The organism is Rosenbergiella gaditana (genome assembly GCF_018494065.1).
GTDB lineage: Bacteria > Pseudomonadota > Gammaproteobacteria > Enterobacterales > Enterobacteriaceae > Rosenbergiella > Rosenbergiella gaditana.
On record NZ_JABBFR010000005.1, the window covers coordinates 146,486 to 172,948 of the forward strand.

Annotated in this window: 30 protein-coding genes, 5 tRNA genes and 3 pseudogenes; 18 read left to right on the plus strand and 20 right to left on the minus strand. The window is 43.3% G+C overall.

Translation table 11 applies throughout. From position 1 onward, the window contains the following. Positions 1-180: 180 nt before the first annotated feature. Both HH682_RS05620 and HH682_RS05625 read right to left on the minus strand, forming a co-directional pair. Positions 181-256 (minus strand) — tRNA-Lys (locus HH682_RS05620). Positions 257-260: 4 nt separating this feature from the next. After that, a tRNA-Val gene (locus HH682_RS05625) sits at positions 261-336 on the minus strand. A gap of 267 nt (positions 337-603) precedes the next feature. Here HH682_RS05625 and gltX point away from each other — a divergent pair. Then, positions 604-2,019, plus strand: coding sequence for a glutamate--tRNA ligase (gene gltX / locus HH682_RS05630; RefSeq protein WP_214236621.1), 1,416 nt, complete (start codon positions 604-606; stop codon positions 2,017-2,019). 37 nt (positions 2,020-2,056) lie between these two features. Here gltX and HH682_RS05635 read toward each other — a convergent pair whose 3' ends face one another. Further along, positions 2,057-2,407, minus strand: a complete 351-nt coding sequence (locus tag HH682_RS05635) for a YfeC-like transcriptional regulator (protein WP_214236622.1) — start codon at positions 2,405-2,407, stop codon at positions 2,057-2,059. A gap of 287 nt (positions 2,408-2,694) precedes the next feature. Between HH682_RS05635 and HH682_RS05640 the strand changes: the two genes are divergently transcribed. The 4 genes from HH682_RS05640 to HH682_RS05655 all read left to right on the plus strand — a co-directional run bounded on the left by HH682_RS05640 (position 2,695) and on the right by HH682_RS05655 (position 4,843). After that, a tRNA-Ala gene (locus tag HH682_RS05640) sits at positions 2,695-2,770 on the plus strand. Positions 2,771-2,805: 35 nt separating this feature from the next. Next, positions 2,806-2,881 (plus strand) — tRNA-Ala (locus HH682_RS05645). A gap of 155 nt (positions 2,882-3,036) precedes the next feature. Further along, entirely contained in the window at positions 3,037-4,191 is a 1,155-nt protein-coding gene (locus HH682_RS05650) for an AI-2E family transporter (protein WP_214236623.1), read from the plus strand. Between the two features lie 163 nt (positions 4,192-4,354). Then, entirely contained in the window at positions 4,355-4,843 is a 489-nt protein-coding gene (locus tag HH682_RS05655; protein ID WP_214236624.1) for a DUF2938 family protein, read from the plus strand. A 60-nt stretch (positions 4,844-4,903) separates the two neighbouring features. On the opposite strand, the gene HH682_RS05660 is transcribed toward HH682_RS05655, so the two are convergent. After that, entirely contained in the window at positions 4,904-6,088 is a 1,185-nt protein-coding gene (locus HH682_RS05660) for a NupC/NupG family nucleoside CNT transporter (protein ID WP_214236625.1), read from the minus strand. A 355-nt stretch (positions 6,089-6,443) separates the two neighbouring features. Here HH682_RS05660 and HH682_RS05665 point away from each other — a divergent pair, with 355 nt between their 5' ends. Next, a complete protein-coding gene (locus HH682_RS05665) occupies positions 6,444-7,682 on the plus strand; it encodes an Nramp family divalent metal transporter (protein ID WP_214236626.1) in 1,239 nt (412 codons plus the stop codon). A 139-nt stretch (positions 7,683-7,821) separates the two neighbouring features. After that, positions 7,822-8,787 (plus strand): glucokinase, encoded by a 966-nt coding sequence (glk, locus tag HH682_RS05670; RefSeq protein ID WP_214236627.1) that lies wholly within the window; start codon positions 7,822-7,824, stop codon positions 8,785-8,787. A 32-nt stretch (positions 8,788-8,819) separates the two neighbouring features. Here the strand turns inward: glk and ypdK are convergent, their stop codons facing one another. After that, positions 8,820-8,894: a membrane protein YpdK gene (ypdK, locus tag HH682_RS05675; protein ID WP_143056412.1), complete on the minus strand. Its 75-nt coding sequence runs from the start codon at positions 8,892-8,894 to the stop codon at positions 8,820-8,822. 268 nt (positions 8,895-9,162) lie between these two features. On the opposite strand from ypdK, the gene HH682_RS05680 reads away from it, so the two are divergent. The 6 genes from HH682_RS05680 to HH682_RS05705 all read left to right on the plus strand — a co-directional run bounded on the left by HH682_RS05680 (position 9,163) and on the right by HH682_RS05705 (position 13,863). Next, the gene (locus HH682_RS05680; protein ID WP_214236628.1) at positions 9,163-9,636 is read left to right on the plus strand and encodes a universal stress protein; all 474 of its coding nucleotides are present in this window, start codon (positions 9,163-9,165) and stop codon (positions 9,634-9,636) included. Positions 9,637-9,846: 210 nt separating this feature from the next. Then, on the plus strand, positions 9,847-10,557 hold the full coding sequence (locus tag HH682_RS05685; protein ID WP_214236629.1) for a hypothetical protein: 711 nt from the start codon (positions 9,847-9,849) through the stop codon (positions 10,555-10,557). 116 nt (positions 10,558-10,673) lie between these two features. Then, complete coding sequence (locus HH682_RS05690) at positions 10,674-10,970, plus strand: hypothetical protein (protein ID WP_214236630.1); 297 nt, start codon at positions 10,674-10,676, stop codon at positions 10,968-10,970. A gap of 296 nt (positions 10,971-11,266) precedes the next feature. After that, the gene (locus HH682_RS05695) at positions 11,267-12,688 is read left to right on the plus strand and encodes a cytochrome ubiquinol oxidase subunit I (RefSeq protein ID WP_214236631.1); all 1,422 of its coding nucleotides are present in this window, start codon (positions 11,267-11,269) and stop codon (positions 12,686-12,688) included. Position 12,689: 1 nt separating this feature from the next. Beyond that, positions 12,690-13,697: a cytochrome d ubiquinol oxidase subunit II gene (cydB, locus tag HH682_RS05700; RefSeq protein ID WP_214236632.1), complete on the plus strand. Its 1,008-nt coding sequence runs from the start codon at positions 12,690-12,692 to the stop codon at positions 13,695-13,697. Then, entirely contained in the window at positions 13,681-13,863 is a 183-nt protein-coding gene (locus HH682_RS05705) for a DUF2474 family protein (RefSeq protein ID WP_214236633.1), read from the plus strand. The genes cydB and HH682_RS05705 overlap by 17 nt, the downstream gene beginning before the upstream one ends. A 263-nt stretch (positions 13,864-14,126) precedes the next feature. On the opposite strand, the gene HH682_RS05710 is transcribed toward HH682_RS05705, so the two are convergent. The 3 genes from HH682_RS05710 to ahr form a co-directional block, all read right to left on the minus strand. Beyond that, positions 14,127-14,384, minus strand: coding sequence for a transposase domain-containing protein (locus HH682_RS05710; protein ID WP_214236634.1), 258 nt, complete (start codon positions 14,382-14,384; stop codon positions 14,127-14,129). A 100-nt stretch (positions 14,385-14,484) separates the two neighbouring features. Next, positions 14,485-14,919 carry a GNAT family N-acetyltransferase gene (locus HH682_RS05715; RefSeq protein ID WP_214236635.1) on the minus strand — a complete coding sequence of 145 codons (435 nt, stop codon included), beginning with the start codon at positions 14,917-14,919 and terminating at the stop codon, positions 14,485-14,487. A gap of 168 nt (positions 14,920-15,087) precedes the next feature. After that, a complete protein-coding gene (gene ahr, locus HH682_RS05720) occupies positions 15,088-16,104 on the minus strand; it encodes an NADPH-dependent aldehyde reductase Ahr (RefSeq protein WP_214236636.1) in 1,017 nt (338 codons plus the stop codon). A 215-nt stretch (positions 16,105-16,319) separates the two neighbouring features. Here ahr and HH682_RS05725 point away from each other — a divergent pair, with 215 nt between their 5' ends. From HH682_RS05725 to HH682_RS05735, 3 genes are all read left to right on the plus strand, one after another. Further along, positions 16,320-17,174, plus strand: coding sequence for an SDR family oxidoreductase (locus tag HH682_RS05725; protein ID WP_214236637.1), 855 nt, complete (start codon positions 16,320-16,322; stop codon positions 17,172-17,174). A gap of 126 nt (positions 17,175-17,300) precedes the next feature. Beyond that, positions 17,301-17,819 carry a GNAT family N-acetyltransferase gene (locus HH682_RS05730; RefSeq protein ID WP_214236638.1) on the plus strand — a complete coding sequence of 173 codons (519 nt, stop codon included), beginning with the start codon at positions 17,301-17,303 and terminating at the stop codon, positions 17,817-17,819. Positions 17,820-18,322: 503 nt separating this feature from the next. Then, complete coding sequence (locus HH682_RS05735; protein ID WP_214236660.1) at positions 18,323-18,466, plus strand: DUF2256 domain-containing protein; 144 nt, start codon at positions 18,323-18,325, stop codon at positions 18,464-18,466. Between the two features lie 360 nt (positions 18,467-18,826). Here HH682_RS05735 and HH682_RS15765 read toward each other — a convergent pair. The 12 genes and pseudogenes from HH682_RS15765 to HH682_RS16100 form a co-directional block, all read right to left on the minus strand. Further along, positions 18,827-19,063, minus strand: a pseudogene (locus HH682_RS15765) (DUF943 family protein); the annotation flags it as partial. 55 nt (positions 19,064-19,118) lie between these two features. Next, positions 19,119-19,583: a DUF943 family protein gene (locus tag HH682_RS05750; RefSeq protein ID WP_214236639.1), complete on the minus strand. Its 465-nt coding sequence runs from the start codon at positions 19,581-19,583 to the stop codon at positions 19,119-19,121. Continuing rightward, positions 19,567-20,418 (minus strand): YPO3983 family protein, encoded by an 852-nt coding sequence (locus HH682_RS05755; RefSeq protein ID WP_214236640.1) that lies wholly within the window; start codon positions 20,416-20,418, stop codon positions 19,567-19,569. Before HH682_RS05755 ends, HH682_RS05750 begins: the two co-directional genes overlap by 17 nt. Positions 20,419-20,694: 276 nt before the next feature. After that, entirely contained in the window at positions 20,695-21,162 is a 468-nt protein-coding gene (locus HH682_RS05760) for a DUF943 family protein (protein WP_214236641.1), read from the minus strand. A 119-nt stretch (positions 21,163-21,281) separates the two neighbouring features. After that, on the minus strand, positions 21,282-21,752 hold the full coding sequence (locus tag HH682_RS05765) for a DUF943 family protein (protein ID WP_214236642.1): 471 nt from the start codon (positions 21,750-21,752) through the stop codon (positions 21,282-21,284). Continuing rightward, on the minus strand, positions 21,749-22,588 hold the full coding sequence (locus HH682_RS05770) for a YPO3983 family protein (protein WP_214236643.1): 840 nt from the start codon (positions 22,586-22,588) through the stop codon (positions 21,749-21,751). Before HH682_RS05770 ends, HH682_RS05765 begins: the two co-directional genes overlap by 4 nt. 226 nt (positions 22,589-22,814) lie before the next feature. Continuing rightward, complete coding sequence (locus HH682_RS05775) at positions 22,815-23,279, minus strand: DUF943 family protein (RefSeq protein ID WP_214236644.1); 465 nt, start codon at positions 23,277-23,279, stop codon at positions 22,815-22,817. Then, positions 23,263-23,593, minus strand: a pseudogene (locus HH682_RS16090) (YPO3983 family protein); the annotation flags it as partial. The pseudogene HH682_RS16090 and the gene HH682_RS05775, both read right to left, overlap by 17 nt. Positions 23,594-23,671: 78 nt before the next feature. After that, positions 23,672-23,782: pseudogene (locus tag HH682_RS16095) on the minus strand (DUF943 family protein); the annotation flags it as partial. A gap of 203 nt (positions 23,783-23,985) precedes the next feature. After that, entirely contained in the window at positions 23,986-24,453 is a 468-nt protein-coding gene (locus HH682_RS05785; protein ID WP_214236646.1) for a DUF943 family protein, read from the minus strand. Beyond that, positions 24,437-25,288, minus strand: coding sequence for a YPO3983 family protein (locus HH682_RS05790; protein ID WP_214236647.1), 852 nt, complete (start codon positions 25,286-25,288; stop codon positions 24,437-24,439). Before HH682_RS05790 ends, HH682_RS05785 begins: the two co-directional genes overlap by 17 nt. Continuing rightward, positions 25,221-25,481 (minus strand): hypothetical protein, encoded by a 261-nt coding sequence (locus HH682_RS16100; protein ID WP_214236648.1) that lies wholly within the window; start codon positions 25,479-25,481, stop codon positions 25,221-25,223. Before HH682_RS16100 ends, HH682_RS05790 begins: the two co-directional genes overlap by 68 nt. 239 nt (positions 25,482-25,720) lie before the next feature. Between HH682_RS16100 and HH682_RS05800 the strand changes: the two genes are divergently transcribed. After that, positions 25,721-25,795 (plus strand) — tRNA-Arg (locus HH682_RS05800). Positions 25,796-26,059: 264 nt separating this feature from the next. After that, positions 26,060-26,404 carry an integrase arm-type DNA-binding domain-containing protein gene (locus HH682_RS05805; RefSeq protein WP_420826184.1) on the plus strand — a complete coding sequence of 115 codons (345 nt, stop codon included), beginning with the start codon at positions 26,060-26,062 and terminating at the stop codon, positions 26,402-26,404. The last annotated feature ends 59 nt before the right edge of the window (positions 26,405-26,463 follow it).

Here is a 26,463-nt window from a genome sequence, read left to right on the forward strand (position 1 = left end):
GGGAAATAATTCAACCCTATCAATTGGTTAAAAGGTCTTTTAGTATTTCAGGTGCGATCCGGCTAGGAATACTCGTGAAGAGGGAGTAAACAGAAACTGCCGCAGGTTCTCATCCTGTACGATTTAACGTTGAGCATTAGAAACGAAAAAAGCACCCAGAGGGTGCTTTTTTACTGAATTTGGTGGGTCGTGCAGGATTCGAACCTGCGACCAATTGATTAAAAGTCAACTGCTCTACCAACTGAGCTAACGACCCGAAGTGGTGGGTGATGACGGATTCGAACCGCCGACCCCCTCCTTGTAAGGGAGATGCTCTACCAACTGAGCTAATCACCCCCGCTGTGTGGAGTCGCATTATAGGGATAGTTGATTTTGAGTCAACGTTTTTTATCACTTAATTTTCTGTTCGGTTTAAATTTCACCACTCTGTCGCCCATTTAAGCGATTTGATGAAAATAGCCACAAAAATTACATCACTTGGCGAGATTAGTCATGTCTTATTATTGAGGAAAAAGCGCTAACTGTTACACTGTGCGAAGAATAATACGATTCCACAAGGTTTTATCGGGTGTTCTACCCTATGTACGTTAAGGCAAACCTCAAATGAAAATCAAAACACGTTTTGCACCAAGCCCTACAGGCTATCTCCATGTTGGTGGCGCTCGCACCGCCTTATATTCTTGGCTTTACGCCCGCCATAATCAAGGTGACTTTGTTCTGCGTATCGAGGATACCGACCTTGAGCGGTCAACGCCGGAAGCGATCGAAGCTATCATGGACGGGATGAACTGGCTGAGCTTAAATTGGGATGAAGGCCCTTACTATCAGACCAAACGTTTTGATCGCTATAACCAAGTGATTGACCAGATGCTTGATGCGAACACCGCTTACCGTTGTTACTGCTCGCGCGAGCGCTTAGAGGCACTGCGTGAACAGCAAATGGAAGCCGGTGAAAAACCGCGTTATGACGGATGTTGTCGTGATACTGAGCATGGTCATACCTCTGATGAACCCCATGTCGTGCGTTTTCGTAATCCACAAGAAGGATCGGTCATTTTTGATGACCAAATCCGTGGACCTATCGAATTCAGTAACCAAGAACTTGACGATCTCATTATTCGCCGTACCGATGGTTCCCCAACTTATAACTTCTGTGTGGTTATTGACGATTGGGATATGGGTATCACTCACGTGATCCGTGGTGAAGACCATATCAACAATACTCCTCGTCAAATTAATATTCTTAAAGCCATTGGCGCTGAAGTCCCAATTTATGCACACGTCTCGATGATTTTAGGTGACGATGGCAAGAAACTGTCTAAGCGTCATGGGGCAGTCGGCGTGATGCAGTATCGCGATGATGGCTTCTTACCTGAAGCGCTCTTGAACTACCTGGTAAGAATGGGGTGGGCACATGGCGATCAAGAAATTTTCTCTATTGATGAGATGGTCAAGCTTTTCCAACTGGATGCGGTGAGCAAATCGGCGAGTGCGTTTAACACTGAAAAGTTACTGTGGTTAAACCATCATTATATCACCACGCTGGCCCCTGAATATGTGGCAACGCAACTTCAGTGGCATATTGATCAACAACAGATCGATACTCGTACTGGCCCAGAACTTGCAAAATTAGTCACGCTGTTGGGTGACCGTTGTAAAACGCTGAAAGAGATGGCAGAAACTTGTCGTTATTTCTACGAAGACTTTAGCGAATTCGACGCTGACGCGGCGAAGAAGCATCTACGCTCAGTGGCTCGCCAGCCGCTTGAGCTTATTTCTGAGAAGTTAGCGGCACTGACGGAGTGGACTACCGAAGCGATCCATAACGCCATTGAGCAAACCGCTACTGAGCTTGAAGTAGGCATGGGTAAAGTGGGTATGCCGTTACGTGTGGCAGTGACGGGAGCAGGGCAATCACCTGCCCTAGATGTCACCGTTGAGGCTATTGGCCAACAACGTAGCGTAAAAAGAATCGCCCAAGCTCTCGCCTTTATTAGCGAACGCGAAAACCAAGCCTAATAGTATGAGTACCGGCAGTGTGTGCTGCCGGTACCACTTACGAAGTGATGCCTAATCGATTAAGAATACCGCTGATACCTTCTCTTAATAAGAGAGAGGTTAGCTGCGCTTTTTCATCAGGGCTCATTTGTTGGAGTGAACTGAGTAAGATCTGAGTCAATTGATCTTTACGGACAGTGTAATGACTTCTCGGTTCGGCAGCGTGCCGCACTGATTTCAGAAATTCGGTTACCTGCTGATCAATATGCACCAATCGTGCCTTACCGCCTTGTACACCCGGCTTTGCAACCGTGGTCCATCCTTCGCGTTTAATCCATTTATTAATCGTTTGACGCGAGTAACCCGTTTCCTGCGCAAGTTCTTCAGGTGTCATCCATTCCTTATTCACAATCAGTTCCTTCTAGTTGATTGTTTAACGTTAACTCGTAATTATGAAAATAACGTGAAGTGGGATAAAATAAAAGCGCTAATCATAGAGATTATGCGTTTACTCATACTTTTTCTAATTATCGCCGCTAATCAATTGGAAAAGGTCAATAAAATTTGTGGATGGTGGCTTTAACATCATTTTGCTGGAATTTTCAGCGGTTGCACCTGGAAGTTAAAAATGGCGTTGACAGTTATCAACGAGTTACCTATTATTTCGGCGTCAGTAACACTGACACCTTCATTGAAGGGGCTATAGCTCAGCTGGGAGAGCGCTTGCATGGCATGCAAGAGGTCAGCGGTTCGATCCCGCTTAGCTCCACCAAACTCCTCGAGTTTGAACAATGAATTCCTAGATGTGGGGGTATAGCTCAGCTGGGAGAGCGCTTGCATGGCATGCAAGAGGTCAGCGGTTCGATCCCGCTTATCTCCACCAATTCTTAATCAATTACCTTTCAATTTCATCCCTTAAACATATTTATTTGTTCAGTTAAGTGAAATTTATTACGTATTAGGCAATAATGACGCGGTAAGCCATTGACGGCTTTACGACACATATCTGAATTTTTATTTGTCAATTGAGATTACGCCATGAAGCTTAAGGGAATCAATGAAGGTTTCTTCATTTTATTATTGTTATTAACCACTGTCGCATTTTGCTTTGTCCTGAAAGCCTACTATTCGTCTATTTTTTGGGCAATTATCCTAGCCGTACTGTTTTATCCGTTAAAAACTCGTTTACGAGCATGGTTGGGGGATAGGAACACGCTTGCCTCTTTCCTTACTCTGGTTGTCATCTGCCTTATTGTCTTTATTCCTTTAGTCATAGTGACCACTTCACTGGCATACGAAGGTAATCAACTTTATCAAAGTGTTGCTCAAAACCGCGGAAATTTTGCGGGGGACATTACTCAGCTGATTCAGCATCTGCCGACATTTGCTCAGAACTTCCTAGAGCGTTATGGATTGACCGATGTGAATACTCTGCAACAGAAAGTCTCAGCATTGGCAATGCAAGGTAGCCATACGCTTGCCAATAGCGCACTGATGATCGGGCAGGGAACGTTCAGTTTTACGGTTGGCTTCGGTATCATGCTCTATCTGCTATTTTTTACCCTAAAGGATGGCTCTTATTTAGTCAGCTTGTTACTGGATGCCGTACCGCTAACTCAGCATGCTAAGCATCATCTGTTATTAAAGTTTGCTGCGGTATCGAAAGCGACCGTCAAAGGCACTGTTGTAGTCGCCATTGTACAGGGTGCTTTAGGGGGAATTGCCTTCTGGTTCTTGGGTGTTGAGGGTAGTGTGCTTTGGGGAGCATTAATGGCTTTCTTATCATTAATCCCAGCAGTCGGGTCCGCCATTATTTGGGCACCTGTTGCAATCTATTTCCTCGTGCTAGGACCGGCTTGGAAGGGATTATTCCTCATTGCATTCTTTGTCGTGGTCGTCGGTTTAGTTGATAACTTCCTGCGTCCGCTGTTGGTGGGTAAAGAGACGAGAATGCCTGACTACCTGGTGTTGATTTCAACATTGGGGGGAATGGAACTTTTCGGAATCAATGGGTTTGTGATTGGACCACTAATTGCTGCTTTATTTATTGCATGCTGGAATTTACTGTCTGGACGAGAAAATCAAGACAATGCCGAAGAGATTGATCCTGATTTTATTGCGGAAGGGAAAGATGAAACTGAGGCCCTAAGAGCGAAATTAGCTGAACAGCTTAGTAACGATAAATCGTCATAATCGATTTCCCTATCAATTTTCGATAACCGAGAGCTCATCATTGATGGGCTCTTTTTTTAACCTTTATGGGAGGAATATCTGCGCGTAGTAAAGTGAACAGCCCTGATGGTGAGCGATATCTATGCTAGGCTGAAGCGAATGAATAGCAATTAAGTGGTTTCAAATGAATAAAATGATTGGCTTTAGTCTCATGGTAGGGATTGGTTCAACATTAGTTTTGGATATATGGGGGGTACTGCTCTTCAAAATGAAGGGGATAACGCCAACCAATTGGGGAATGGTGGGCCGTTGGTTAATGGGCCTTAGGCAAGGTGAATGGGTAGCGACTCAACAAAATGTTCAATCGCCCTCCCTAATTGAAAAAATAAGCGGCTGGTCGTTCCATTATTTGGTGGGTATTGCTTATGCAGTGATACTGGTTCTTGCGTGGGGAACACCCTTTATCCAATCCCCGACACTACTACCGATCATCTTAGTGGGTATCGTACTGAGTACCTTTGCAGGCCTAATGTTATTTATGCCAGCGATGGGCGTTGGGTTCTGCGGTAGAAAAATTCCGAATCAAGGTAATGCATTATTGATGATGATTATTGCCCATACCGTGTTTGCGTTAGGACAATATATTTTTGCGTTACTCTATGCGAGTGGATGATCAGAAAGGTAGGGGGAGTTCATACAAGCGGCTCAATCAGTCGCTTGTATGAACAGAGGCTTAAAGTACTACACCGACAATCGCCGCGGAAAGTAAGCTTACCAGTGTGGATCCATAGATAAGCTTTAGACCGAAGCCGGACACGACATTGCCTTGTTTCTCATTTAATCCCTTAATTGCACCACTGATTATCCCGATGGATGAGAAATTGGCGAATGAGACCAAGAAGACGGAGAGTATTCCCTCAGAGCGTGGCGACAATTGTCCCGCCATTTTTTGTAAGTCGATCATCGCGACAAACTCATTAGACATTAATTTTGTCGCCATTATGCTTCCCACGCGTAATGCCTCATTAGTGGGTACACCGATCACCCAAGCTAAGGGATAGAAAATATAGCCTAAAATATTTTGGAAGCTTATTCCAAAAATAGCCGTAAAGAGGGCATTAATCGCGGAAATCAATGCAATAAATCCGATCAGCATTGCTGCGACAATCATCGCCACTTTAAAGCCTGCAAGAATATATTCGCCCAGCATCTCAAAGAAACTTTGTCCTTCGTGAGTGTTTTTTAGCGAAAGATCTTCTTCTTGCTTAGCGGAGTAAGGGTTGATGAGGGATAATACGATAAAGGTACTGAACATGTTTAGAATTAAGGCTGCTACGACGTATTTCGGTTGCAACATTGTCATGTAGGCGCCAACGATTGACATCGAGACAGTAGACATTGCGGTTGCTGCCATAGTGTACATGCGGCGTTCTGACATTTTACCAAGAATATCTTTATAAGCGATGAAATTCTCGGATTGTCCAAGGATCAGCGAGCTGACAGCGTTGAACGATTCCAATTTGCCCATACCGTTAATTTTTGAGAGCACTGTCCCAATAAATCTGATGACGATGGGTAGAATTTTGAAATGCTGCAAAATACCGATTAGCGCTGAAATAAAGACAATAGGGCACAGCACGTTCAGGAAAAAGAAAGCCATTCCTTTATCGTTTAAGCCACCGAAAACAAAATTTGTGCCTTCTGCTGCGTATTTCAGGAGCAAGGAGAAAAAGTTTGAAAAGCCTTGAACTACACCCAACCCCACGTTCGAGTTGAGGAAAAACCAAGCCAAAACAAGCTCGATCACCAAAAGCTGTAAAATATAGCGATAAGCGATACTTTTACGGTCTCTACTTACAATCAGCGCTAGAACGGCTATAACTATCAGAGCGAGTACAAAATGAAGTGCTTGTGACATGCATAGTGCCTTAAAACTAAAGGGATAGATCGTAGGGCCCTATTCTAGGGCAGAGTCGGGCTAAACACGAGTAAAGTTGCTTATTATAAGCAATGGATCTCATATTTTTTTCTGTAAATACGTCGCTATCAGCTGTTTTGTTACCGGCTAGGCAATGATAAGTCACAGCTAAGCGATTTAGGGTGCTATCAAGTCATAAAACGGTTGCTGATGAGCAAATGAACAGGTACCTTATTACAAAGTATAGCCTTTGCTATACTTTAGTGTAAATGCTATCAGAGTGATTACTTATACCGATTTCTTTTCACTGAAGGGATCGCCTAGAGTTGGACATCATGTTAAACAGGACTCATTTATGTCTAATCGCCACAAAACGACAACGTCTATTATGACTCAACGCAAAGCCAAGATGTCGTTATTGGGCCCAGCTTTCATTGCTGCCATCGGCTATATTGATCCCGGCAACTTTGCCACCAACATCCAAGCAGGTGCCAGTTATGGTTATCAACTGTTATGGGTAGTGGTTTGGGCCAATATAATGGCGATGTTGATCCAGCTACTCTCAGCGAAGTTAGGCATTGCGACGGGTAAAAATCTCGCTGAACATATTCGTGATCGTTTTCCTAAACCCTTAGTTTGGTTCTACTGGGTGCAAGCAGAGATCATTGCCATGGCAACCGATCTGGCCGAATTCATTGGTGCGGCGCTTGGCTTTAAGTTGTTGTTCGGCGTTAGTTTGCTTGAAGGAGCGTTGATTACCGGTTTTGCAACATATCTCATTTTACTGTTACAGAGCCGAGGTCCAAAGCCATTAGAATGGTTAATTGGGCTGATGCTACTATTTGTCGCAGGGGCCTATATTGCCGAGCTGTTTTTCTCACAACCCGATCCACGTGGGTTGCTGGTGGGGATGGCGGTTCCAAAACTTCCAGATACCAATGCACTCTATTTGGCCGCAGGGGTATTGGGTGCGACCATCATGCCACATGTTATTTATCTCCATTCAGCGTTAACGCAGCGGGGCGATGATAAAAATAAAGCGCAGCGTTATGCCGCAACGAAACTGGATGTTGCTATAGCGATGACTATCGCAGGTTTTGTCAATTTAGCGATGATGGCGACTGCCGCAGCCGTTTTCCACTTCAATGGTCATACGGGGATCAGTGAGCTCGATCAAGCCTACATGACGTTAAAACCGCTGTTAGGTAATGCAGCCACTGTCGTCTTTGGATTGAGTTTAGTCGTAGCGGGACTCTCCTCAACCGTAGTGGGTACGCTAGCCGGTCAGGTTGTGATGCAAGGTTTTGTTCACTTTAGTATTCCATTATGGTTACGTCGTGCCATTACTATGCTGCCTTCTTTTGTGGTAATTTTGGCAGGAATGGATGCAACAAAAATATTGGTATTGAGTCAGGTTATCCTAAGTTTTGGGATTGCACTTGCTCTGATCCCATTGTTGATGTTTACTAACCGAACTGAAATTATGGGTGATCTCGTTAATACCCGCTGGATTAAGTTAGCAGCATGGGGGATCATTCTGATTGTTGTTTGTCTTAATTTCGGATTATTATTCGGCGACTTTTTTGGGCTATAAGAATAGCTATCCTCTTTAATAATCATTGAGTCCAATCGTTCGCACTTGTCCTGCACGAGTGTTATGGAGCTCACTGCAAACTTAGCTTAGGTAGCCCAAGCTACCTGACATGAATTATCCCGAGTGGAGCATTAAAATAATGACTAAATATGCATTAGTCGGCGATGTGGGTGGCACCAATGCACGGTTAGCACTTTGTGATGTGGCTAACGGATTAATATCGCAGATTGATACTTTTCCAACATCAGACTATCCGAGCCTCGAAGCGGTTATCCGGCACTATTTGGACCAACAACATATTGAAGTTGTTGATGCCTGTATCGCGATTGCTTGCCCAGTGAAGGGCGATTGGATTGCGATGACCAACCATCCTTGGGCTTTTTCAATCCAAGCTATGAAAGATAATTTACACTTTGAACACTTTGAAGTGATTAATGACTTTACGGCGGTTTCAATGGCTATCCCGATGTTGGGGGATAATGACGTATTGAAATTCGGAGGGGATGAACCCATTGCCGATAAACCTATCGCTATTTATGGTGCTGGAACTGGGCTTGGTGTCAGCCACTTAGTTCACGTGGATAAGCGTTGGGTACCTTTACCGGGTGAAGGTGGGCATGTTGATTTCGCGCCCAATAGTGAAGAAGAAGATCAAATTCTTGAAGTCTTACGCGAAGAGATGGGACACGTCTCCGCGGAACGCGTACTTTCTGGTGCAGGATTAGTCAATCTTTATCGCGGTATCGTTAAAGCTGATCATCGTGAACCTGAAGAGTTAAAACCACGAGAAGTAAGTGAACGCGCATTAGAAGATAGCTGTATCGATTGCCGCCGTGCGTTATCACTTTTCTGCGTCATCATGGGACGCTTTGGTGGAAACCTAGCCTTAACCTTAGGCACTTTCGGTGGGGTCTATATTGCAGGTGGGATTGTTCCGCGCTTCCTTGAGTTCTTTAAAGCCTCTGGCTTTCGCGCTGCTTTTGAGGATAAAGGGCGATTCCGTGATTATGTGAAAGATATCCCAGTCTACATGATCACTCACGAACAACCTGGCCTACTCGGGGCAGGGGCACATTTGCGTCAAACGCTCGGAACGGTATTATAGACCGAAGGCATAACAGGGCTTACGCCCTGTTATTATTTAAGCAAAAGAACGAAAGTTCCTAGCCATAGCACAACAAAAAAAGAAATTCCCATCAATGCATACTTCATAAGATATCCTCTATTATCATTTTATTACGCTGAATACCTTGGTTACAGCTCATAGCTATTGTATTACGTGATTTGTATCACGATTTTGATCCCGCGTAATGTACGTTGAATTAACGTAAAAAGATAGATTTCCTTACTGAGAGTTAACATCGTTCACGCTCTACTGACATTAAACAAGTTACCTTTAACGTACTTTTTTACTTAAATGACTTGAGACATTATTTAGAAAAGCTGTAGAGTAAAATTTCTTCCACTGAGGGATGATGTGATGAATACACTCGTAATGGCGATTGACCACCAAAACACTCTCTCCACAACGATTAGCCAACTGACGCTGCGAGAAGCTATGCTGCGAAATGCCTCAGTCGTCATTATTTGCTGTGTTCCCACTGAAGGCAGTGTGGAAGGCGAGGTGATGAGTATTGAGTGTGCGATCGACCCCACTGTAGAACAACGTGGACAGCCTAAAGATTCGTTGAACTGTGCAGAAATGACTGTCCGCGCCGCATTGGTGCCCTTTCAACAAGCTGGAATCACAGCTCGCGGCCTCCTCTGTCGTGGTGACCCGGCACAAGTTATAGTAGAGCAAGCGACAAAACTTTCCGCCATGATGATTATCATGGGGCGTAGACACCTTTCACCCTTCAATCGAATTTTTAAAGGTTCCGTTAGTGCCACGGTACTCGAAACAGCCAGCTGTCCGGTACTAATTGATTTGAGTGAAGGGCAAAATAATGCGTAGCGACGGAGACACCCAAGAGTTTGTAGCGAAGATTAACAATTTCTGGCTTAACCGCGCGAGAAATTCAGCTATATTCTAAAATCATAGGGACTGAAGTAATAACACCGGTTATTTATCCAGTTCGATACGCTTATCGACCATTAAGCTTCCTCTAAGACGACCCACTACACATAGTACATGGGGAGTAGTGAGATTTGACGGATACTATTTGTGCGTAAACCCACTCTTATTCTTATCATCGTAGTGATACTGGGTATCATCGGTTATCGCTTTCATTCTTCCTCTACCGATCAGCACCAGCTTGCCCAGCAACACGCCTTAGACAAATTCGCAGCATTACCAGGCTATCGACTGCTTAAACACCAAGAGCCGCAGCTTTGGCATGAAGTTAATGAGTCCTTTATGCATTCAATAGCGGAAGGGCACACCTTAGAACAAGCGGTTGGCGAGGTGCGCGGACAGCTCACTGAATTAGTGAATCTCAGAATTGTTAAGGCAGATGATGACGCTGTAATAGGCTACATTGTTGTCGCTGTTCAAGAGATGCAAGCGTTAAACAAGATCTCTGCAGAAAGCTGTTATCGATTTCTTTATCCGCAAGTTTCTGGAGGTGTGAATATTGGCACGCTACTCAGCCCACAAATGAATCGTGCTGATCAAGAAGCCTTGGAGGCACTCTTTCTTCATAGCCAAGACAGCGACCGGCCGCGCGATATCAATGCTGCACACAATGCATTGAATGAAGTGGTAAAGAGGCTTTATCCTCAATGGGGCAATCAATTACAGCAACTTAATCAACCTGAAGATTTAGCGACCGACCATCAAAAATTATGTGTGATGTCGATTGATCTTTACCGGACAATCCTTAAATTACCTCGGCCTGAAGCCGCCAACCTTATTCGTCAGATGGTAATGGGGTAACTTCTCTTCAGAATCTCCTGATAATTGTCGTATCACACTAAAATAGGTCAATTCGTAGAGTTGACTCGGTTATAGTAGATAAATCTAAAGAGCCTACTCGATATTAAAGGTAATCTATGTCGTACAATAAGGTAGTCTGGGCAGGAATAGCGTTCAGTGTATGCACCTTAATGGTCGGATGTGCGAAGCAGCAAGCGGGTGGCTTTACACAAATCGATCATGACAACATCGCTCATACTTATCAATATCGTTATCAATCTCATAAGCTCAATCGTGCCGCGCTCAATACGTATATCATGCATCGGTGCGCGCAAGACGGATTTGATAAAGTTGATCCCTTGCCAGAGGAAGCGGGTGCATTACCCGGTTACACCACTCGTTGGTTTCAATGTAATTACCAGATTAAAAAGTAGACCTCATAGCCAGCTAGGTGCTGGCTAAATGTAGATGCCATTCACACTTAATTAACATTATGGATTATCAAGCTTCTATTTCTTCCTTTTCCCGCTACACTTTAATTACCTTCCATTTACTGCTCGCCCATAGATAACAGTTAGTCCACTAAAAACGCTTAATTAATCATTATTAATTCTGTTCATATCAGACGATAAGCGTAAAATAGTTTGATAAAAATCAATATGTTAAATGATTTTATTATCTGTTAAGTAATTTCATTAATTGTCTTTTAATTGTAATGTAAGAGGTGGCAATGTTCGGGCTTGATGCATTTCATCTGGCAAGATTACAGTTTGCGTTTACTGTATCTTTCCATATTTTGTTTCCGGCAATCACGATCGGGCTAGCGAGTTTTCTCGCCGTGCTGGAAGGGTTGTGGTTAAAAACGAAAAACGAAACCTATCGCGATTTATACCATTTTTGGATCAAGGCCTTCGCGGTTAACTTCGGTATGGGTGTCGTTTCAGGTCTGGTAATGGCCTATGAGTTTGGGACTAACTGGAGTGGATTTTCCCAATTCGCGGGGAGTATCACTGGCCCAATGTTAACCTATGAAGTACTAACCGCTTTCTTCCTTGAAGCTGGATTTCTTGGGGTGATGCTATTTGGTTGGAATCGCGTAGGGCCTGGCTTGCACTTCTTTGCAACCTGCATGGTGGCACTCGGTACCATTCTTTCAACCTTCTGGATCTTAGCATCGAATAGTTGGATGCAGACACCTCAAGGGTTTAGCATTCAAAATGGTGTTGTAATTCCTGAAAGCTGGATGCAAATTGTCTTTAACCCCTCGTTCCCGTTCCGCTTGCTGCATATGAGTACCGCAGCATTCTTGGCGACGGCATTCTTCGTTGGGGCTTCAGCGGCTTGGCATTTATTACGCGGTAACAAAACTCCGGCCATTAAGAAAATGTTATCAATGTCATTATGGATGGCATTAATCGTTTCACCTATCCAAGCATTTTTAGGCGACGCTCATGGTCTAAACACGCTTGAGCACCAGCCAGCGAAAATTGCGGCGATTGAAGGTCACTGGGAAAACCGTCCTGGCGAGCCAACTCCGCTAATTCTTTTCGGCGTGCCAGATATGCAGCAGGAAAAAACTAAATATGCGCTGGAAATTCCTTATTTAGGCAGTTTAATCCTGACACATAGTCTTGATAAGCAAGTGCCTGCACTGAAAACTTTCCCCAAAGAAGACCGTCCTAACTCGACGATTGTTTTCTGGTCATTCCGTGTCATGGCGGGGCTTGGCATGCTAATGATCCTTTTAGGGGTTGCTAGCCTATGGATGCGTTACAAGAAACGTCTGTATGACTCTCGTCCATTCTTGTGGTTCACCTTAATTATGGGGCCTTCTGGGTTACTGGCCATGTTAGCAGGTTGGTTTACAACAGAAATTGGTCGTCAACCTTGGGTGGTATACGGTGTAATGCGTACACGTGATGCTGTTTCTCCCCATAGTGCTCTGCAAATGACTTTCAGTCTGATTGCTTTTATCGTGGTCTACGCATCGGTGTTTGGGATTGGTTATGTTTATCTGATTCGCCTGATCAAGAAAGGCCCTGTAGAGGGTGAGGGCAGAGAAGAGATCCATGGTGGTCCAGGTCAACACCACACGCCGGCTCGTCCATTATCTGCGGTAGATGCCTCTAAGAAACCAGAGGAGAAAAAATAACATGGGTATCGATCTCTCAATTATTTGGTTCACCATCATTATTTTTGCCATTTTGATGTATATCGTGATGGATGGCTTCGATCTTGGGATTGGCTTAATCTTTCCATTCATTAAAGACCCTATCGAACGCGACATGATGGTGAACACTGTCGCACCGGTATGGGATGGTAATGAAACCTGGCTAATTCTCGGGGGAGCAGCACTCTATGGTGCATTCCCTTTAGCTTACGCTGTGATTGCTGATGCTTTATCAATCCCCATCACTTTAATGCTGTTTGGCTTAATTTTCCGTGGGGTGGCCTTTGAATTCCGTTTCAAAGCGACGGAACATCACCGACCATTCTGGGACAAAGCCTTTATTGGTGGTTCTTTCCTAGCAACCTTTATGCAAGGTATCTCGGTCGGTACCCTTCTCAATGGTATCCAAGTAACGGGTCGTGTATTTACCGGTGACGTGATGGGATGGTTATCGCCGTTCCCTCTATTCTGTGGCGTTGGGCTGGTGTTGGCCTATGCTCTGCTAGGCAGTAGCTGGCTAATTATGAAGACCCAACATGCATTACATGACAAGATGTCACAGTTAACCAAGCCGCTTACTATTGCGTTACTGATTGTGATTGCGATCATCAGTATGTGGACACCGCTGGCTCATAATGCAATCTCGGAGCGTTGGTTTACCCGTCCAAATCTCTACTGGTTCTTACCCGTTCCTGTTTTAGTGGTGATATGTGGCTTCGGTATCCTACGTGCGGTGAAACGCCGTGCAGATTATGCGCCATTCCTACTGACCTTAGGCTTAATTTTCTTAGGCTTTACGGGACTTGGGATCAGCTTATGGCCGAATATTATTCCACCGTCGATCTCTATTTGGCAGGCGGCTTCACCACCACAAAGCCAAGGCTTTATGCTAATCGGTGGTTTATTGATTATCCCAGTGATACTGATGTATACATTCTGGAGCTACTACGTGTTCCGTGGGAAAATTTCTGCTGATGAAGGGTATCACTGAGTTGGCGAAGAAGCGTCCAGCGCAAACGTCAGAGGGAACGACGCCCTCTGGCAAAATCGCGCAACTACGTTGGCTACTGTTACTTTGGCTGGCTAGCATTGCGGCACTGGGTGTGGTAGCGGCTATCCTCTGGCTATTGATGCATAGTGCAGGGATGACCCGTTAAAAAAGGACTCATAGTGTGAGTAATACCAGTCAGTTAATACTGACTGGCATTTTTTCGTTTTACGGTAGGATATTTCGAGGGTTTTTCTTTCACTATCCTCGGATAACTTCGTTCTCGTCCTGTTGGCAGTAAAACTCCTTTCGTCTCGCGCTTAAGCTTTTGTAGTAGTCCCTGTGAAGCGCAGGATAATTCACCGAGCATATTCGTTATCATTAGCGTTATGTAAAGCGGCCGATACACCTCTTAACATTGCCGCCATTTTATCATCTGAACTCTAATTCTATGTTCGCCAAATGACACCATCGACGGTTAGCCAAGTTAGCCCTGCCCATTGTGGTACTGTGTTCTGGTTGGCTGATTTGTTCGAAGACACGCTTAACCACGGCTAATCCCAAGCGCTGTTTAGCTTGTATAACAGCGCTTGGCGCAACAAAAAAACGATTTACCTGTAGCAAAATATTAAGACGATTAACGATTTTGGGTAAGGGATATTGCGGTTTAAGCGCTTGCGAAATGTACATAAAAAATCCGAAAACAGAGTCTGTTCCGGATTTCTCATTGCGTGAGGAGTGTTCAACCGATCCTTAACTGATCGGCGTTATACACAGTGTGAGTCTTTTTTTATTGTAAGCTTAAATCGGTATAGCGCTGCATTTTAACGAATTCAACGCCATCTTTGATGAAGGGTTCGCTACAAATCTGAAAGCCTGATTTTTGATAGAAACGGATAGCGGTACGGCGACTATCCAGGCTCACTTTTTTAATTCCCGCTTGGTCAACAATCGCCAAGGTTTGTTGTAAAAGCTGGGTACCATAACCGCGAGATTGATACTCTTCTAACGTGGCGAATTTTCGGATCACCCAGCAGTCGTCGTAGGTCATAAATAATGAAACACAGCTGATTAACTTATCCTGAACGAATAAGCCGAAATGCCGAGCCGTATCATCATTGTCTTCCGCTAAGCGTAACGATTCACGAGGACGGTCCGGCCACAAAACGTGTTGGCGGAGATCTAAACATTGTTCAAGAGTAATCGGCTCAATTTTCACAGTCATCTACCACTAGCAAAGAGTTAAGGACAGAGGCTAATGTGGACATAAGTAAGGTAAAATTCAAGTAACTTATGTTGTGAAAAAGAAAATTTAATTGATAAGCGTGTTTAATGTAGTGAGGCAGATGTACTGATTAAGAAACGAGGAGGGTTCCCTCCCCGTCGCAGAATATTAGAAATCTGCTTTTAGGACGACACGAAAATTCGCTTTACCCTCACGCAGATGATCCAACGCATCGTTAATTTTAGACATTGGGAAAGATTCAATTTTCGGAGTGATTTTCTTACGCGCCGCAAGTTTGAGCAGTGAACGCAATTCACCTGGAGAACCGGTTGATGACCCGCCAATCGATTTATCCCCAGCAATTAAATCAAAGGCAGCGACTTGGATAGGCTTCATCACTGCACCCACAGTATGGAACTTACCTTCTGGTGCCAACGCATCAAAATAGGGTTTCCAATCGAGGTCCACCGCGACAGTACTAATGATCAAATCGAAACGTCCTGCCTGTGCTTTCAATGCTTCAGCATCGCGGCTATTAACCACTTCATCAGCCCCTAACTCAAGGATAGACTCTTTCTTGCTAGGATTTGAACTGAAGGCTACAACCTCTGCCCCTAATGCTTTGAGTAACTTAACGGCAAGGTGTCCTAGCCCTCCAATGCCAATCACACCGACACGACTCATGGCATTGACTTGGCTCATTAATAGGGGTTTGAATACGGTGATACCACCACATAACAGCGGACCTGCAAGTGTAGGGTCCAAATCTTCTGGTAAAGGGATCACCCACTGCCAATCAGCCCTGATTTTTTCAGCGAAACCACCACGATTTAAAATGGTCGGTGTAGCACCGGACTCGCAGTTAGAGTGATTACCTCTAATACAGGCATCACAATGCAAGCAGCTTTTCGCTGACCAACCTATTCCGACAGCTTGGCCAATTTTAAGACCTTTATTTTTTGCGTTTTCGCCCAAGGCAGAAACGCGTCCGGATACTTCATGGCCTGCGACAAGCGGATAGCTTGAAATGCCCCATTCATTGTCGATCATCGATAAATCTGAGTGACACAGTCCACAATAATCGACTGTTACTTCAACTTCTTCTTCACCGAGTGGTGCTGCGTCGTATTCATAAAATTCTAAGGGTTTACCGGCAGCAGGAGCAGCATAGCTTTTTATTTTCATCTCTTTTCCCATTTTGGTGATAAGTATTAAAAATTTTACAGAATAACTGAACAGATAGTTTGCCACTGTTAAAGTGTAGCTGACAAAGCCACTTTGTGCGGCTAGTTGCGCAATAGTCGAGGGTACACTAGCCTTAGAAGTATTTCGGACACCTATCGAACGGCTGTCAATCTGAACTCATGACAGCGTCGAACTGGTCTTTATTAGGATAAAATATGAGCAATAAAACTGTATTAATTACCGGTGCAGGCAGTGGATTTGGCCGAGAAACCGCCTTTCTACTGGCGAAGAAGGGTTACGATGTTATCGCTACCACAGAAATCGTTGCTCAAATTCAACCCCTAAAAAATGAAGCGCATGCGCTAGGATTGACCCTTCAAGTCGAAAAGTTGGATATCAGTGACGAGAACGATCGCTTACGTGCCGCGCAATGGTCAATTGACGTATTGGTCAACAATGCAGGCATCTCTGAAGGAGGAGCTGTTGTCGATTTGCCCGAAGATAAATTACGTCGTCAGTTTGAAGTTAACGTGTTTGGGACTATCTTACTTACTCAGCTTTTTGCCCGTCAGTTTGTCGAGAAAAAGCAGGGTAAAATAGTTTTTATCTCATCCGTAGCAGGCCTCACAACAGATCCTTTTGCTGGGGCTTATTCTGCTTCCAAACATGCTTTAGAAGGGTTCGCCGAAGCATTGAATAGTGAATTACAAGAGTTTGGCGTACAAGTGGCGACGGTCAACCCTGGGCCGATACTAACGGGCTTTAATGACAGAATGTTCGAAGCGTGGACGCATTGGTGGCCAGAGGACAAAATCGATACCGTATTTGACTACGAAGATATTGCATTTCCTCATGAACAGTTTCATCCTTTTCAAGTATCAGACATTATCGCGCGTGTGGTAAGTGGCGAGATTACTCAATATCGTAACGTTGTTCCTGCAGAGATTATTGAGGGTACGCAACAACAGATGCAAGAGGTATGGGCTCGTGAAGTGACTACAGAGGCCTCACGTCATCCTTTAGTGCAAAAAGCCTATGATATTGATCCTGAAACGCCGAATGGTTGCTAAGTATGTTTTTATGATGAAAAATTAATTTCGCTCTCAGCTTTCTCTCGATAAAGTCATTATCGCTCACGGCTATTGTGTGAAAGTTAACGCTCTGATATAGATTAGATTTTCTTAAGAGGATCTTATATGAACGTTAACATTCGTGCAGTGACTCGGGAAGACGCTGCACGGTTAGCCGAAATTTACGGCCAGCCGGATACTCAGCAAAATACATTACAATTGCCTTGTCCCTCCGTTGAACTGTGGGAACAAAAAATTATTAATTACCCTAATGTCGGACATATCGGCTTCGTGGCTGAATTGGATGGACTGGTGGTGGGGAATATTACGTTATTTACTGAGAAGGTTATTAGACTCAAACATGTCGTTTCCTTCGGTATTGCCGTTGACGGTCACTTCACTCGTCGCGGTATTGCACGGCAATTAATTGAATTTGGATTGGATTACGCATTTAATTGGTTAGCTGCCCAGCGTGTTGAATTGAGTGTTTTCGCCGATAATCAAGCTGCCATTGCGCTTTATAAGCGGTTAGGATTTGTTATTGAAGGGACACAGAGACAAGCAGCATTTAAGAAAGGTCGCTATCACGATACCATTATGATGTCTAAGCTTGCCAGCGAGTACTTCGGTAAGGGGTCAAAATAGTCAACATTAGTGGTCATTTATTATTCATCTTTGGGTAAATAAATGACCTATTTATAAGAGGTATTTGCTTTAACTTTAGTTATTGAGCCCTAGAGAGTGTTCGTCAATGCATATCAATATGGTTTAATATATTACGAATATTGTAAAACTCAACGTGACTTATTTGTAATGCGTCGCACTGTCGAGAGAGATAGCATAAAATGTCATTTTTCGATATTGCCTGGCTGTCTTTCAGCAAGTCTATTGTGGCTCGACCTATCAACGAATTAAGTGAGCGATTACTTTTCATAGAATAAACCTCTCATCAATGTTGTTTGTACCCCGAAGTTAATGACTATTACATAGTTTATGGCTGCCGTAAATCATAGTCGTTATGCTTTAAACTTCTTAAGTAAGGTATAAGGTTAATGAATATTAGGAGATTAGCCTCCTGTAGGGTGCCTATTAAACGCTTGCAATAAATGAACCATTCAAAAATCGACTAAAATAATGAGCAGTCCTAAATACCAACGAGGAATTTTGATGAAAAAAATGAGCTTCCGACTAAGATATGTATAGTCTGTGGTCGGCCATTTACTTGGCGAAAAAAATGGGAAAAATGCTGGGATGAAGTCAAAAAATGCTCGGAACGCTGCCGACGTCAGTAAGGAATGCTTTTTTCCAATGGAACTTGTAAGAGGGGAGGTAGCTCGTTTTGTAGAAAGGGCTAATCCATTATTATTCAAGTGTTATTGAATGTTTTACGGATGATAGAGAGAGTTGATGGAACGATATTTAGCCTATGGCAACTGAGTGATTTTCCTTTATGTGAGGAGTTGTTACTGAGTGGGGTTAAAATAACGAAGAGTGCTCATAGAGTTTCTATGTAAACCTAATAATAGGTTTTATTTTTAGGGGTGATTTATTATAAATGTAGTGTATTCGCACTAAATAAGAAGCAGATTTTTATGACTATTATCTCTAGGAAAGATGGTTTTATTACTGTCATCTACGCGAGATAAATGGTTTTATTCACGTTTAAGCTTAATTATCTCTCCATTATTTTTTAAATGATACGATCCATCATATACTGTAAGTATAGTTCCCCTGCTTTTGCTGTTGCTGACAGAAAAAACAGCGTCTTTTTCAATGCATTTTTTCTTGGTTTTTATATCATCAAAACACTATCTGTCATATTTTTCTTCTTCTTTATATCCATCACCAAATAACCAAAATGTCATAGAGAAGAAACCATCTCTTGCAGGGTTATACCCATGCCGTTAAAGTTATCCTGAAAGCGGTTACGGGAGGGCGGCAAACTCAATCAGACTCGTCTTTTACTATCTTCCCGTTTTTCCTCATGCGATATATTTCATCATGAGTAGTAAAAGAAAGTCCCATGTTTTTACTGTCACTAACAGAGAAAACTCTGTTTTTTTCTATACAATTTTTAGGTGGTTTCATATCTTCAAAGTAACGCCTGTCATATTTTCCTTCTTCTTTGTAGCCATCACCAAATTCCCAAAATACTATGGAGAAAAAACCGTCATTTGTAGGATTTGGGATATTATATTTTACTTTCAAAATATCCTTGTTTTTGAGCCACCAGCTTATTTTCCCCCGATCAGTAAAAGGAAATTTTCTTACAAGAACAGAGCTAAACTCTCCATCCTCATGAACCGCTACAACCTCTACCGAACGTAACGACAGCCACAGGAAGACGCCCAGCAGGGCGCAGCCAATCAGTAACAGAGCATAAAGCGCTTTTTTAGTTTTTGCTTTCATCGCGGCCCCCGGTAATCTCTACAGTGGCTTCCATGTTGGTCATAAAAGGTTTAAAACCGAACTGATTGTATCGCTGGAGTACAAACCAGATGCGGAAGAAATGGAACTGGCTAAATTTTTTTTTCAGTATATCGTCGCTGTCGAGGCCAAAGTGATCCTGTACCTTGTAATGCACTACTGCTCGATATCTGTCATTTTCAATCTGTAGTGATCTTATGGTTATATGCGTTGCCCAGGTATCATGAACGGTAATGCCCATGCCATTGAAATTATCCTGAAATCTGTCGAATTTAGGTAGCTTCCCTTCGAGAATAGTTTTTCGTAATTCATCCTTATCTTTTGTCGGATAATTCTTGTCTTCCCATATTATGTATTTTTTAAGCGTGTCCCTTATTCGTAAAAGTGTACTGTTTTTTGTCTTATCATTAAGAATCTGTTCCTTTAAAGCCCGATCCAGCGACACATCACGGAAGGGGGTTCCGTTGCCGTTCTGCATGTGAGTGATCATCTTTTCGATCAGATGGCGATAAGGTCCATATACCGAAAAAAGGCGGGAGAGCTGGCGGAACTCATCAAACATGATTGCAGCGCACTGCTGGCGAGTAATCTTTTCACCTTGGCTACGAAGATTACAGCAGAACATGGACTGCGGGCAATCCATTGAAGAATGCCGGGTCAGGGTGTAAGGATCAACTCGGTCAGAAAGGTAATTCAGTCGGTATTGGGATGTTAACTGTGCTTCGGTCAGATCGCCGCAGCGCATATCTTTAGCACCGTAGTCGTCCATCCGGTTTTGCGTGGTGAATATCGTACAGGGGAACTGTAGTGCGGCCATCGTGATACATTCCTTGTGTCATCGCCCGTTTGGTCTTCACAGGGAATACTACAAGATGACTGGCGGGAATGTAAACGCGGTATAGCCTCTGCTCGTCAATTTTTACCGATTCCGGGCAGAGGGTAAGGCGGACGCTCTCCGCTCTTAGTCCATCGTCAATATGCCATGTGGCATCTTTCAGACTGCCTCTTATGCATTTTGCTTCCTCCGCTTTGCGGATTGTAAGGTAGGAGAGCGGGGGATTATTTTATTGCTGTCTCTCCGAGAGGGGGAAACCTAATCGGATGCGACTTTTATAATATCGCCATTATGGTCTAGGCGATAATTATCACCATCGTATACGGTGAACATTACGCCCATATTTCTGCTTTCATCTACAGAAAAAACAGCATCCTTTTCTATGCAGTTTACTTTTGTCTTCATATCATCAAAACAAAGCCTGTCATATTTGCCTTCTTCTTTATAACCATCGCCAAAATCCCAAAAAATAACAGTAAAATATCCAGAGGACGATGGTTTAGGGATATCATATTTTTCTTCCAGTATATCTTTGTTTTTGAGCCACCAGTTTATTTTCCCCTTATCTGTCAGCGGGAAATTCCTGACTAAAACATAGCTATGATTACCGTTGTCATGAACCGCAACAACCTCTACTGGGCGAAGTGATAGCCAAAGCCAGTAACCCAGCAGTACACAGCCAGTCAGGAAAACCAGAATCAAGATTTTTTTATTTTTTACTGTCATTGCGCCCTTCAGTGATTTCTATGATGGCTGTCATGTTGGTCATGCTTCCTCCGCTTTGCGGATTGTAAGGTAGGAGAGTGGGGGATTATTTTATTGCTGTCTCTCCGAGAGGGGGAAACCTAATCGGATGCGACTTTTATAATATCGCCATTATGGTCTAGGCGATAATTATCACCATCGTATACGGTGAACATTACGCCCATATTTCTGCTTTTATCTACAGAAAAAACAGCATCCTTTTCTATGCAGTTTACTTTTTTCTTCATATCATCAAAACAAAGCCTGTCATATTTTCCTTCTTTTTTATATCCTTCTCCAAACATCCAGAAGGTGACATAAAAGTAGCCATCTGAATCAGGTTTGGGAATACCATATTTGTCTTTTAGTCTATCCTTATTTTTTAACCACCAGTTAATTTTTCCTTTATCAGTCGGCGGGAAGCTAGTGACTAAAACATCACTGAAACCACTACTTCTGTGGTGAATAGCGATAATCTCTACTGGACGCAGAGACAACCAAAGCCAATAGCCAAGTAACACGCAGCCAGCCAGAAAGAGCGGAACAATAGTTTTCTTATTTTTCACTCTCATTTGTGAGCTCCTGTAATTTTTATGGTGGCTGCTATGTTGGTCATAAAAGGTTTAAAGCCAAACTGAGTGTACCGTTGGAGAACAAACCAGATGCGGAAGAAATGGAACTGGCTGAATTTTGTTTTAAGAATGTCATCGCTATCCAGACCAAAGTGATCCTGCACCTTGTAATGCACTACTGCCCGGTAACGGTCATTATCGATGTGCAGTGACTTTATACTGATATGCGTTGCCCAAATACCATGAACGGTAATGCCCATGCCATTGAAATTATCCTGAAATCTGTCAAATTTAGGCAGCTTGCCTTCGAGAATAGTTTTTCGTAATTCATCCTTATCTTTTATCGGGTAATTCTTGTCTTCCCGTATTATTTGTTTTTTAAGCGTGTCCCTTATTCGTAAAAGTGTACTGTTTTTTGTCTTATCATTAAAAATCTGTTCCTTTAAAGCCCGATCCAGCGACAAATCACGGAAGGGGGTTCCCTTGCCGTTCTGCATGTGAGTGATCATCTTTTCGATCAGATGGCGATAAGATCCATATACCGAAAAAAGGCGGGAGAGCTGGCGGAACTCATCAAACATGATTGCCGCGCACTGCTGGCGTGTAATCTTTTCACCTTGGCCACGAAGATTACAGCAGAACATGGACTGCGGGCGAACCATTGAAGAACGTCGGGTCAGGGTGTAAGGATCAACTCGGTCATAAAGGTAATCCAGTCGGTATTGGGATGTTAACTGTGCTTCGGTCAGATCACCGTAGCGCATATCTTTAGCGCAGTAGTCGTCCATCCGGTTTTGCGTGGTGAATATCGTACAGGGGAACTGTAGTGCGGCCATCGTGATACATTCCTTGTGTCATTGTCCGTTTAGTCTTCACAATGCTATCCCTGAAATCAGCATCGGTAAATCCATCTTAAGCCAAAAACTCTACAATAATCTGGCTATGAACAGCGGTAACTCGCTATATTGGTAGCCTCCTGAGCATTCTGCTACTTCCTAATGGCAGGTGCAAGGTTGGGAAAACGGATGATTTTATTGCTGTCCTTACGCGAGGGAAGCGGTTTTAATCGGATTCGACTTTGATAATGTCGCTATTTTTTTTTAACGAGTATCTACCCTCGTAAGTAGCAAAAATAACATCATCATCATGATACTGTCTGACAGCAAATACGGCATTCTTTTCAATGCAATTTACTTTTGTTTTGATATCATCAAAACAACGTCTGTCATATTTTCTTTCCTCTTTATATCCATCCCCAAAATTCCAGAAGATAATAGTAAAGTTCCCGGATGGTGATGGTTTAGGGATATTATATTTTTCTTTCAGCCTATTTTTATTTTCTAGCCACCAGCTTATTTTTCCTTTATCCGTAAATGGGAAGGTTTTAACTAAAACAGAAGCATGATTACCATCCTCATGAACAGCGACGATTTCAACTGGGCGCAGACACAACCCAAGCCAGTAGCCTAGCACTACACAGCCAGCCAGAAAGAGTAAAGCCATAGTTTTCTTATTTTTTACTCTCACTTGCGGTCTCCAGTAATTTTTATGGTGGCTTCCATATTGGTCATAAAGGGCTTAAAACCAAACTGATTATATCGCTGGAGCACAAACCAGATACGAAAGAAGCGGAACTGGTTGAACTTGAATTTTGAAATATCGTCAACATCAAGGCCAAAGTGATCCTGGACTTTGTAATGCACCACCGCTCGGTAACGGTCATGATCAACCTGAAGCGATTTAAGAGTAATGTGTGTTGCCCAAGTGTCGTGGACAGTGATACCCATGCCGTTAAAGTTATCCTGAAAGCGGTCAAATTTAGGGAGTTTACCATCCATTATCGCCCCCTTTAGCTCCCCTTTTTCTCTATCTGTCAGCGGGAAATTCCTGACTAAAACATAGCTATAATTACCGTTGTCATGAACTGCAACAACCGCTACTGGGCGCAGTGATAGCCAAAGCCAGTAACCCAGCAGAACACAGCCAGTCAGGAAAACCAGAATCAAGATTTTTTTATTTTTTACTGTCATTGCGCCCTCCAGTGATTTCTACGGTACTCGCCCTCTCCACGGGAGCTATAAAACATAGATTGAGGCTGATTGAAGGGAGTGATTTTTGTTAATGTGTAGGGGTTGCCCCTAGCCTCCTGAATATTTAGCTACTTCCGCTTTACTGATGCAAGGTTAGGTCGCACGGATAATTTTATTGCAGTCTCTACGCGAGGGAAGCGGATCTAATCCGATTTGTTCTTTACTATATCCCCTTTATTATTCATACGGTATGTTCCACTATCCAGAACAAAATAACTCCCTGTATTTTCACTGTTCCTCACCATAAGGAGAGAGTTTTTTTCTATACAATTCATCGGTGGTTTCATATCGTTGAAACAAAGATTGTCATATCCATCTGTTTCTTTATAACCATCGCCAAAATCCCAAAATACAACTACGAAAGACCCATCTGAAGCAGGAGAGGGTATTTTATGTTTATCCTTCAATACATCCTTGTTTTTTAACCACCAGCTCATTTTACCTTTATCAGTAAACGGAAAATTTTTTACCAACACAGCACTGGAACCATGTCCTCTATGGTGTACCGCGATAATGTCTACCGGACGCAACGGTAGCCAGAGGCTGTAGCTGAAAATCCCCACTGCAACCAATAAAAGGGCACAAAGCGTTTTCTTATTTTTTGTTTTCATTACGCCCCCCGGTAATCTCTACAGTGGCTTCTATATTGGTCATAAATGGCCTGAAACCAAACTGATTGTAACGCTGGAGTACAAACCAGATACGGAAAAAGCGGAACTGGTTGAACTTAAATTTTGAAATATCGTCAACATCAAGGCCAAAGTGATCTTGTACTTTGTAATGCACCACTGCCCGGTAGCGGTCATTATCAATCTGGAGCGATTTAATCGTAATATGCGTTGCCCAGGTGTCATGCACCGTTATTCCCATGCCGTTGAAGTTATCCTGAAAACGGTCAAACTTAGGGAGTTTGCCATCAAGTATCGCGTCTCTTAATAGGACTTTGTTTTCAGCAGGGTAGACATTGTTTGACCAGTCTATTTTTTCTTTAAATGTTTTTTCTAACAAAATGCGCGTACTGTTTTTCTCTGAACGGTCATTCAGAATATGCTCCTTCAACGCCCGGTCCAAGTACATACTGCGAAAGGGTGAACCATTGCCATTTTGCATATGCGTAATCATCTGTTCGATCAGGTGGCGGTATGGCCCATAAATCGAGAACAGGCGCGATAACTGACGGAATTCATCAAAAAGGATACTGGCGCATTGCTGACGGGTCATTTTCTCCCCTTCTTCACGTGAACCATAAAACATCGATTGTGGCTGAGTAAAGGGGGTGATTCTGGTCAGAGTATAAGGATTGGCTCTGGTGGAAACATCCAGCAGATAAAAATGCGTTTTTAACTGTGCTTCGGTTAAATCCCCACAGCGCATATCTTTAGCGCCGTAGTCGTCCATCCGGTTTTGCGTGGTGAATATGGTGCAGGGGAACTGTAGTGCGGCCATCGTGATACATTCCTTGTGTCATCGTCCGTTTGGTCTTCACAGGGAATACTACAAGATGACTGGCGGGAGTGTAAACGCCGTATAGCCTCTGCCCGTCAATTTTACCGTTATCGGTATTGAAAGGCAATGGTGCCGGATGGAGTAACTCTAGCGGCAAGTCCTTCTGAGTCCGTGATTTCTCTTGGACCGTCATAGGGTTTCCCGTTAATGTTTCTTAGTTTAGTGTCGCTGAGAGCCATATTATGAGATGTACACAGTTGTTTTTTTAAATATGTACTCAATCTGTACGCAAAGGTAAATGAACAAAGTGACAGCAAAGCGGAATAAACTGAAACAATGTGAGTACACTGACATTAGAAGTGATTGATAGAAACCCAGTAAATGCGGTAAAATCGGCACGGTTAGAAACGAAGTAAAACACTAACGCGCAAGGTCTCCTTAGTTAAATGGATATAACGAGCCCCTCCTAAGGGCTAATTGCAGGTTCGATTCCTGCAGGGGACACCAAGACGACTTCCCGCAGCATCCCACTAAATACCAAAATCTAATAAAACTCATCAAGTTAACTATCAATCACCATTCCACAAGCACCCATTAAAAACGGCTAAAGCCCACGTTGTCACGGGTACAAAAACGGGTGTAATCGGTTCGATAGATATTTGTACCCGTCAAAGAGGGCCACTAAATGAAGCTTACCGATCTCACGGTACGAAATGCCAAGCCAGATCAAACCCACAATAAGATTAAGAAACTTAGCGATGGAAATGGGTTATATCTTGCCGTCTTCCCAATGGCTCGAAGTACTTACGCTTTCGCAAAGTGATTAACAGCAAAGAAACAACACGGGCTTTAGGCATCTATCCGACCATGACCCTGGTGGAAGCCAGAAGCGCCAGAGACACGTATTTGCTTGAATTGTCCAAAGGGATTGATCCCCTACATGTCATAAAGCCTAAAATAACCTCTTTAGAAGAGGTTTCCAGAGAGTGGCATACCAGAAAGCGTGGATGGAGTGAGCCACACGCTAAAAAAGTCCTTAAAGATTTAGAAAATCATATATTCCCTGAAATAGGAAAAAGAGCAATTGACGAAACAACAGGTGATGTATCCAATTAGTTGAATTGATGTATAATCATCGCTTTGAGGTTTTCTCATGGCCAGCGTTACTGTTCATT

Bases quoted from the DNA above. Each gene is read 5' to 3' on its own strand.
- gltX (WP_214236621.1), top strand. From the start codon at position 604: ATGAAAATCAAAACACGTTTTGCACCAAGCCCTACAGGCTATCTCCAT.
- HH682_RS05650 (WP_214236623.1), top strand. From the start codon at position 3,037: ATGAAGCTTAAGGGAATCAATGAAGGTTTCTTCATTTTATTATTGTTA.
- HH682_RS05655 (WP_214236624.1), top strand. From the start codon at position 4,355: ATGAATAAAATGATTGGCTTTAGTCTCATGGTAGGGATTGGTTCAACA.
- HH682_RS05660 (WP_214236625.1), bottom strand. From the start codon at position 6,088: ATGTCACAAGCACTTCATTTTGTACTCGCTCTGATAGTTATAGCCGTT.
- HH682_RS05665 (WP_214236626.1), top strand. From the start codon at position 6,444: ATGTCTAATCGCCACAAAACGACAACGTCTATTATGACTCAACGCAAA.
- glk (WP_214236627.1), top strand. From the start codon at position 7,822: ATGACTAAATATGCATTAGTCGGCGATGTGGGTGGCACCAATGCACGG.
- HH682_RS05680 (WP_214236628.1), top strand. From the start codon at position 9,163: ATGAATACACTCGTAATGGCGATTGACCACCAAAACACTCTCTCCACA.
- HH682_RS05690 (WP_214236630.1), top strand. From the start codon at position 10,674: ATGTCGTACAATAAGGTAGTCTGGGCAGGAATAGCGTTCAGTGTATGC.
- HH682_RS05695 (WP_214236631.1), top strand. From the start codon at position 11,267: ATGTTCGGGCTTGATGCATTTCATCTGGCAAGATTACAGTTTGCGTTT.
- cydB (WP_214236632.1), top strand. From the start codon at position 12,690: ATGGGTATCGATCTCTCAATTATTTGGTTCACCATCATTATTTTTGCC.
- HH682_RS05705 (WP_214236633.1), top strand. From the start codon at position 13,681: ATGAAGGGTATCACTGAGTTGGCGAAGAAGCGTCCAGCGCAAACGTCA.
- HH682_RS05710 (WP_214236634.1), bottom strand. From the start codon at position 14,384: ATGTACATTTCGCAAGCGCTTAAACCGCAATATCCCTTACCCAAAATC.
- HH682_RS05715 (WP_214236635.1), bottom strand. From the start codon at position 14,919: ATGACTGTGAAAATTGAGCCGATTACTCTTGAACAATGTTTAGATCTC.
- ahr (WP_214236636.1), bottom strand. From the start codon at position 16,104: ATGAAAATAAAAAGCTATGCTGCTCCTGCTGCCGGTAAACCCTTAGAA.
- HH682_RS05725 (WP_214236637.1), top strand. From the start codon at position 16,320: ATGAGCAATAAAACTGTATTAATTACCGGTGCAGGCAGTGGATTTGGC.
- HH682_RS05730 (WP_214236638.1), top strand. From the start codon at position 17,301: ATGAACGTTAACATTCGTGCAGTGACTCGGGAAGACGCTGCACGGTTA.
- HH682_RS05750 (WP_214236639.1), bottom strand. From the start codon at position 19,583: ATGAAAGCAAAAACTAAAAAAGCGCTTTATGCTCTGTTACTGATTGGC.
- HH682_RS05755 (WP_214236640.1), bottom strand. From the start codon at position 20,418: ATGGCCGCACTACAGTTCCCCTGTACGATATTCACCACGCAAAACCGG.
- HH682_RS05760 (WP_214236641.1), bottom strand. From the start codon at position 21,162: ATGACAGTAAAAAATAAAAAAATCTTGATTCTGGTTTTCCTGACTGGC.
- HH682_RS05765 (WP_214236642.1), bottom strand. From the start codon at position 21,752: ATGAGAGTGAAAAATAAGAAAACTATTGTTCCGCTCTTTCTGGCTGGC.
- HH682_RS05770 (WP_214236643.1), bottom strand. From the start codon at position 22,588: ATGGCCGCACTACAGTTCCCCTGTACGATATTCACCACGCAAAACCGG.
- HH682_RS05785 (WP_214236646.1), bottom strand. From the start codon at position 24,453: ATGAAAACAAAAAATAAGAAAACGCTTTGTGCCCTTTTATTGGTTGCA.
- HH682_RS05790 (WP_214236647.1), bottom strand. From the start codon at position 25,288: ATGGCCGCACTACAGTTCCCCTGCACCATATTCACCACGCAAAACCGG.
- HH682_RS16100 (WP_214236648.1), bottom strand. From the start codon at position 25,481: ATGACGGTCCAAGAGAAATCACGGACTCAGAAGGACTTGCCGCTAGAG.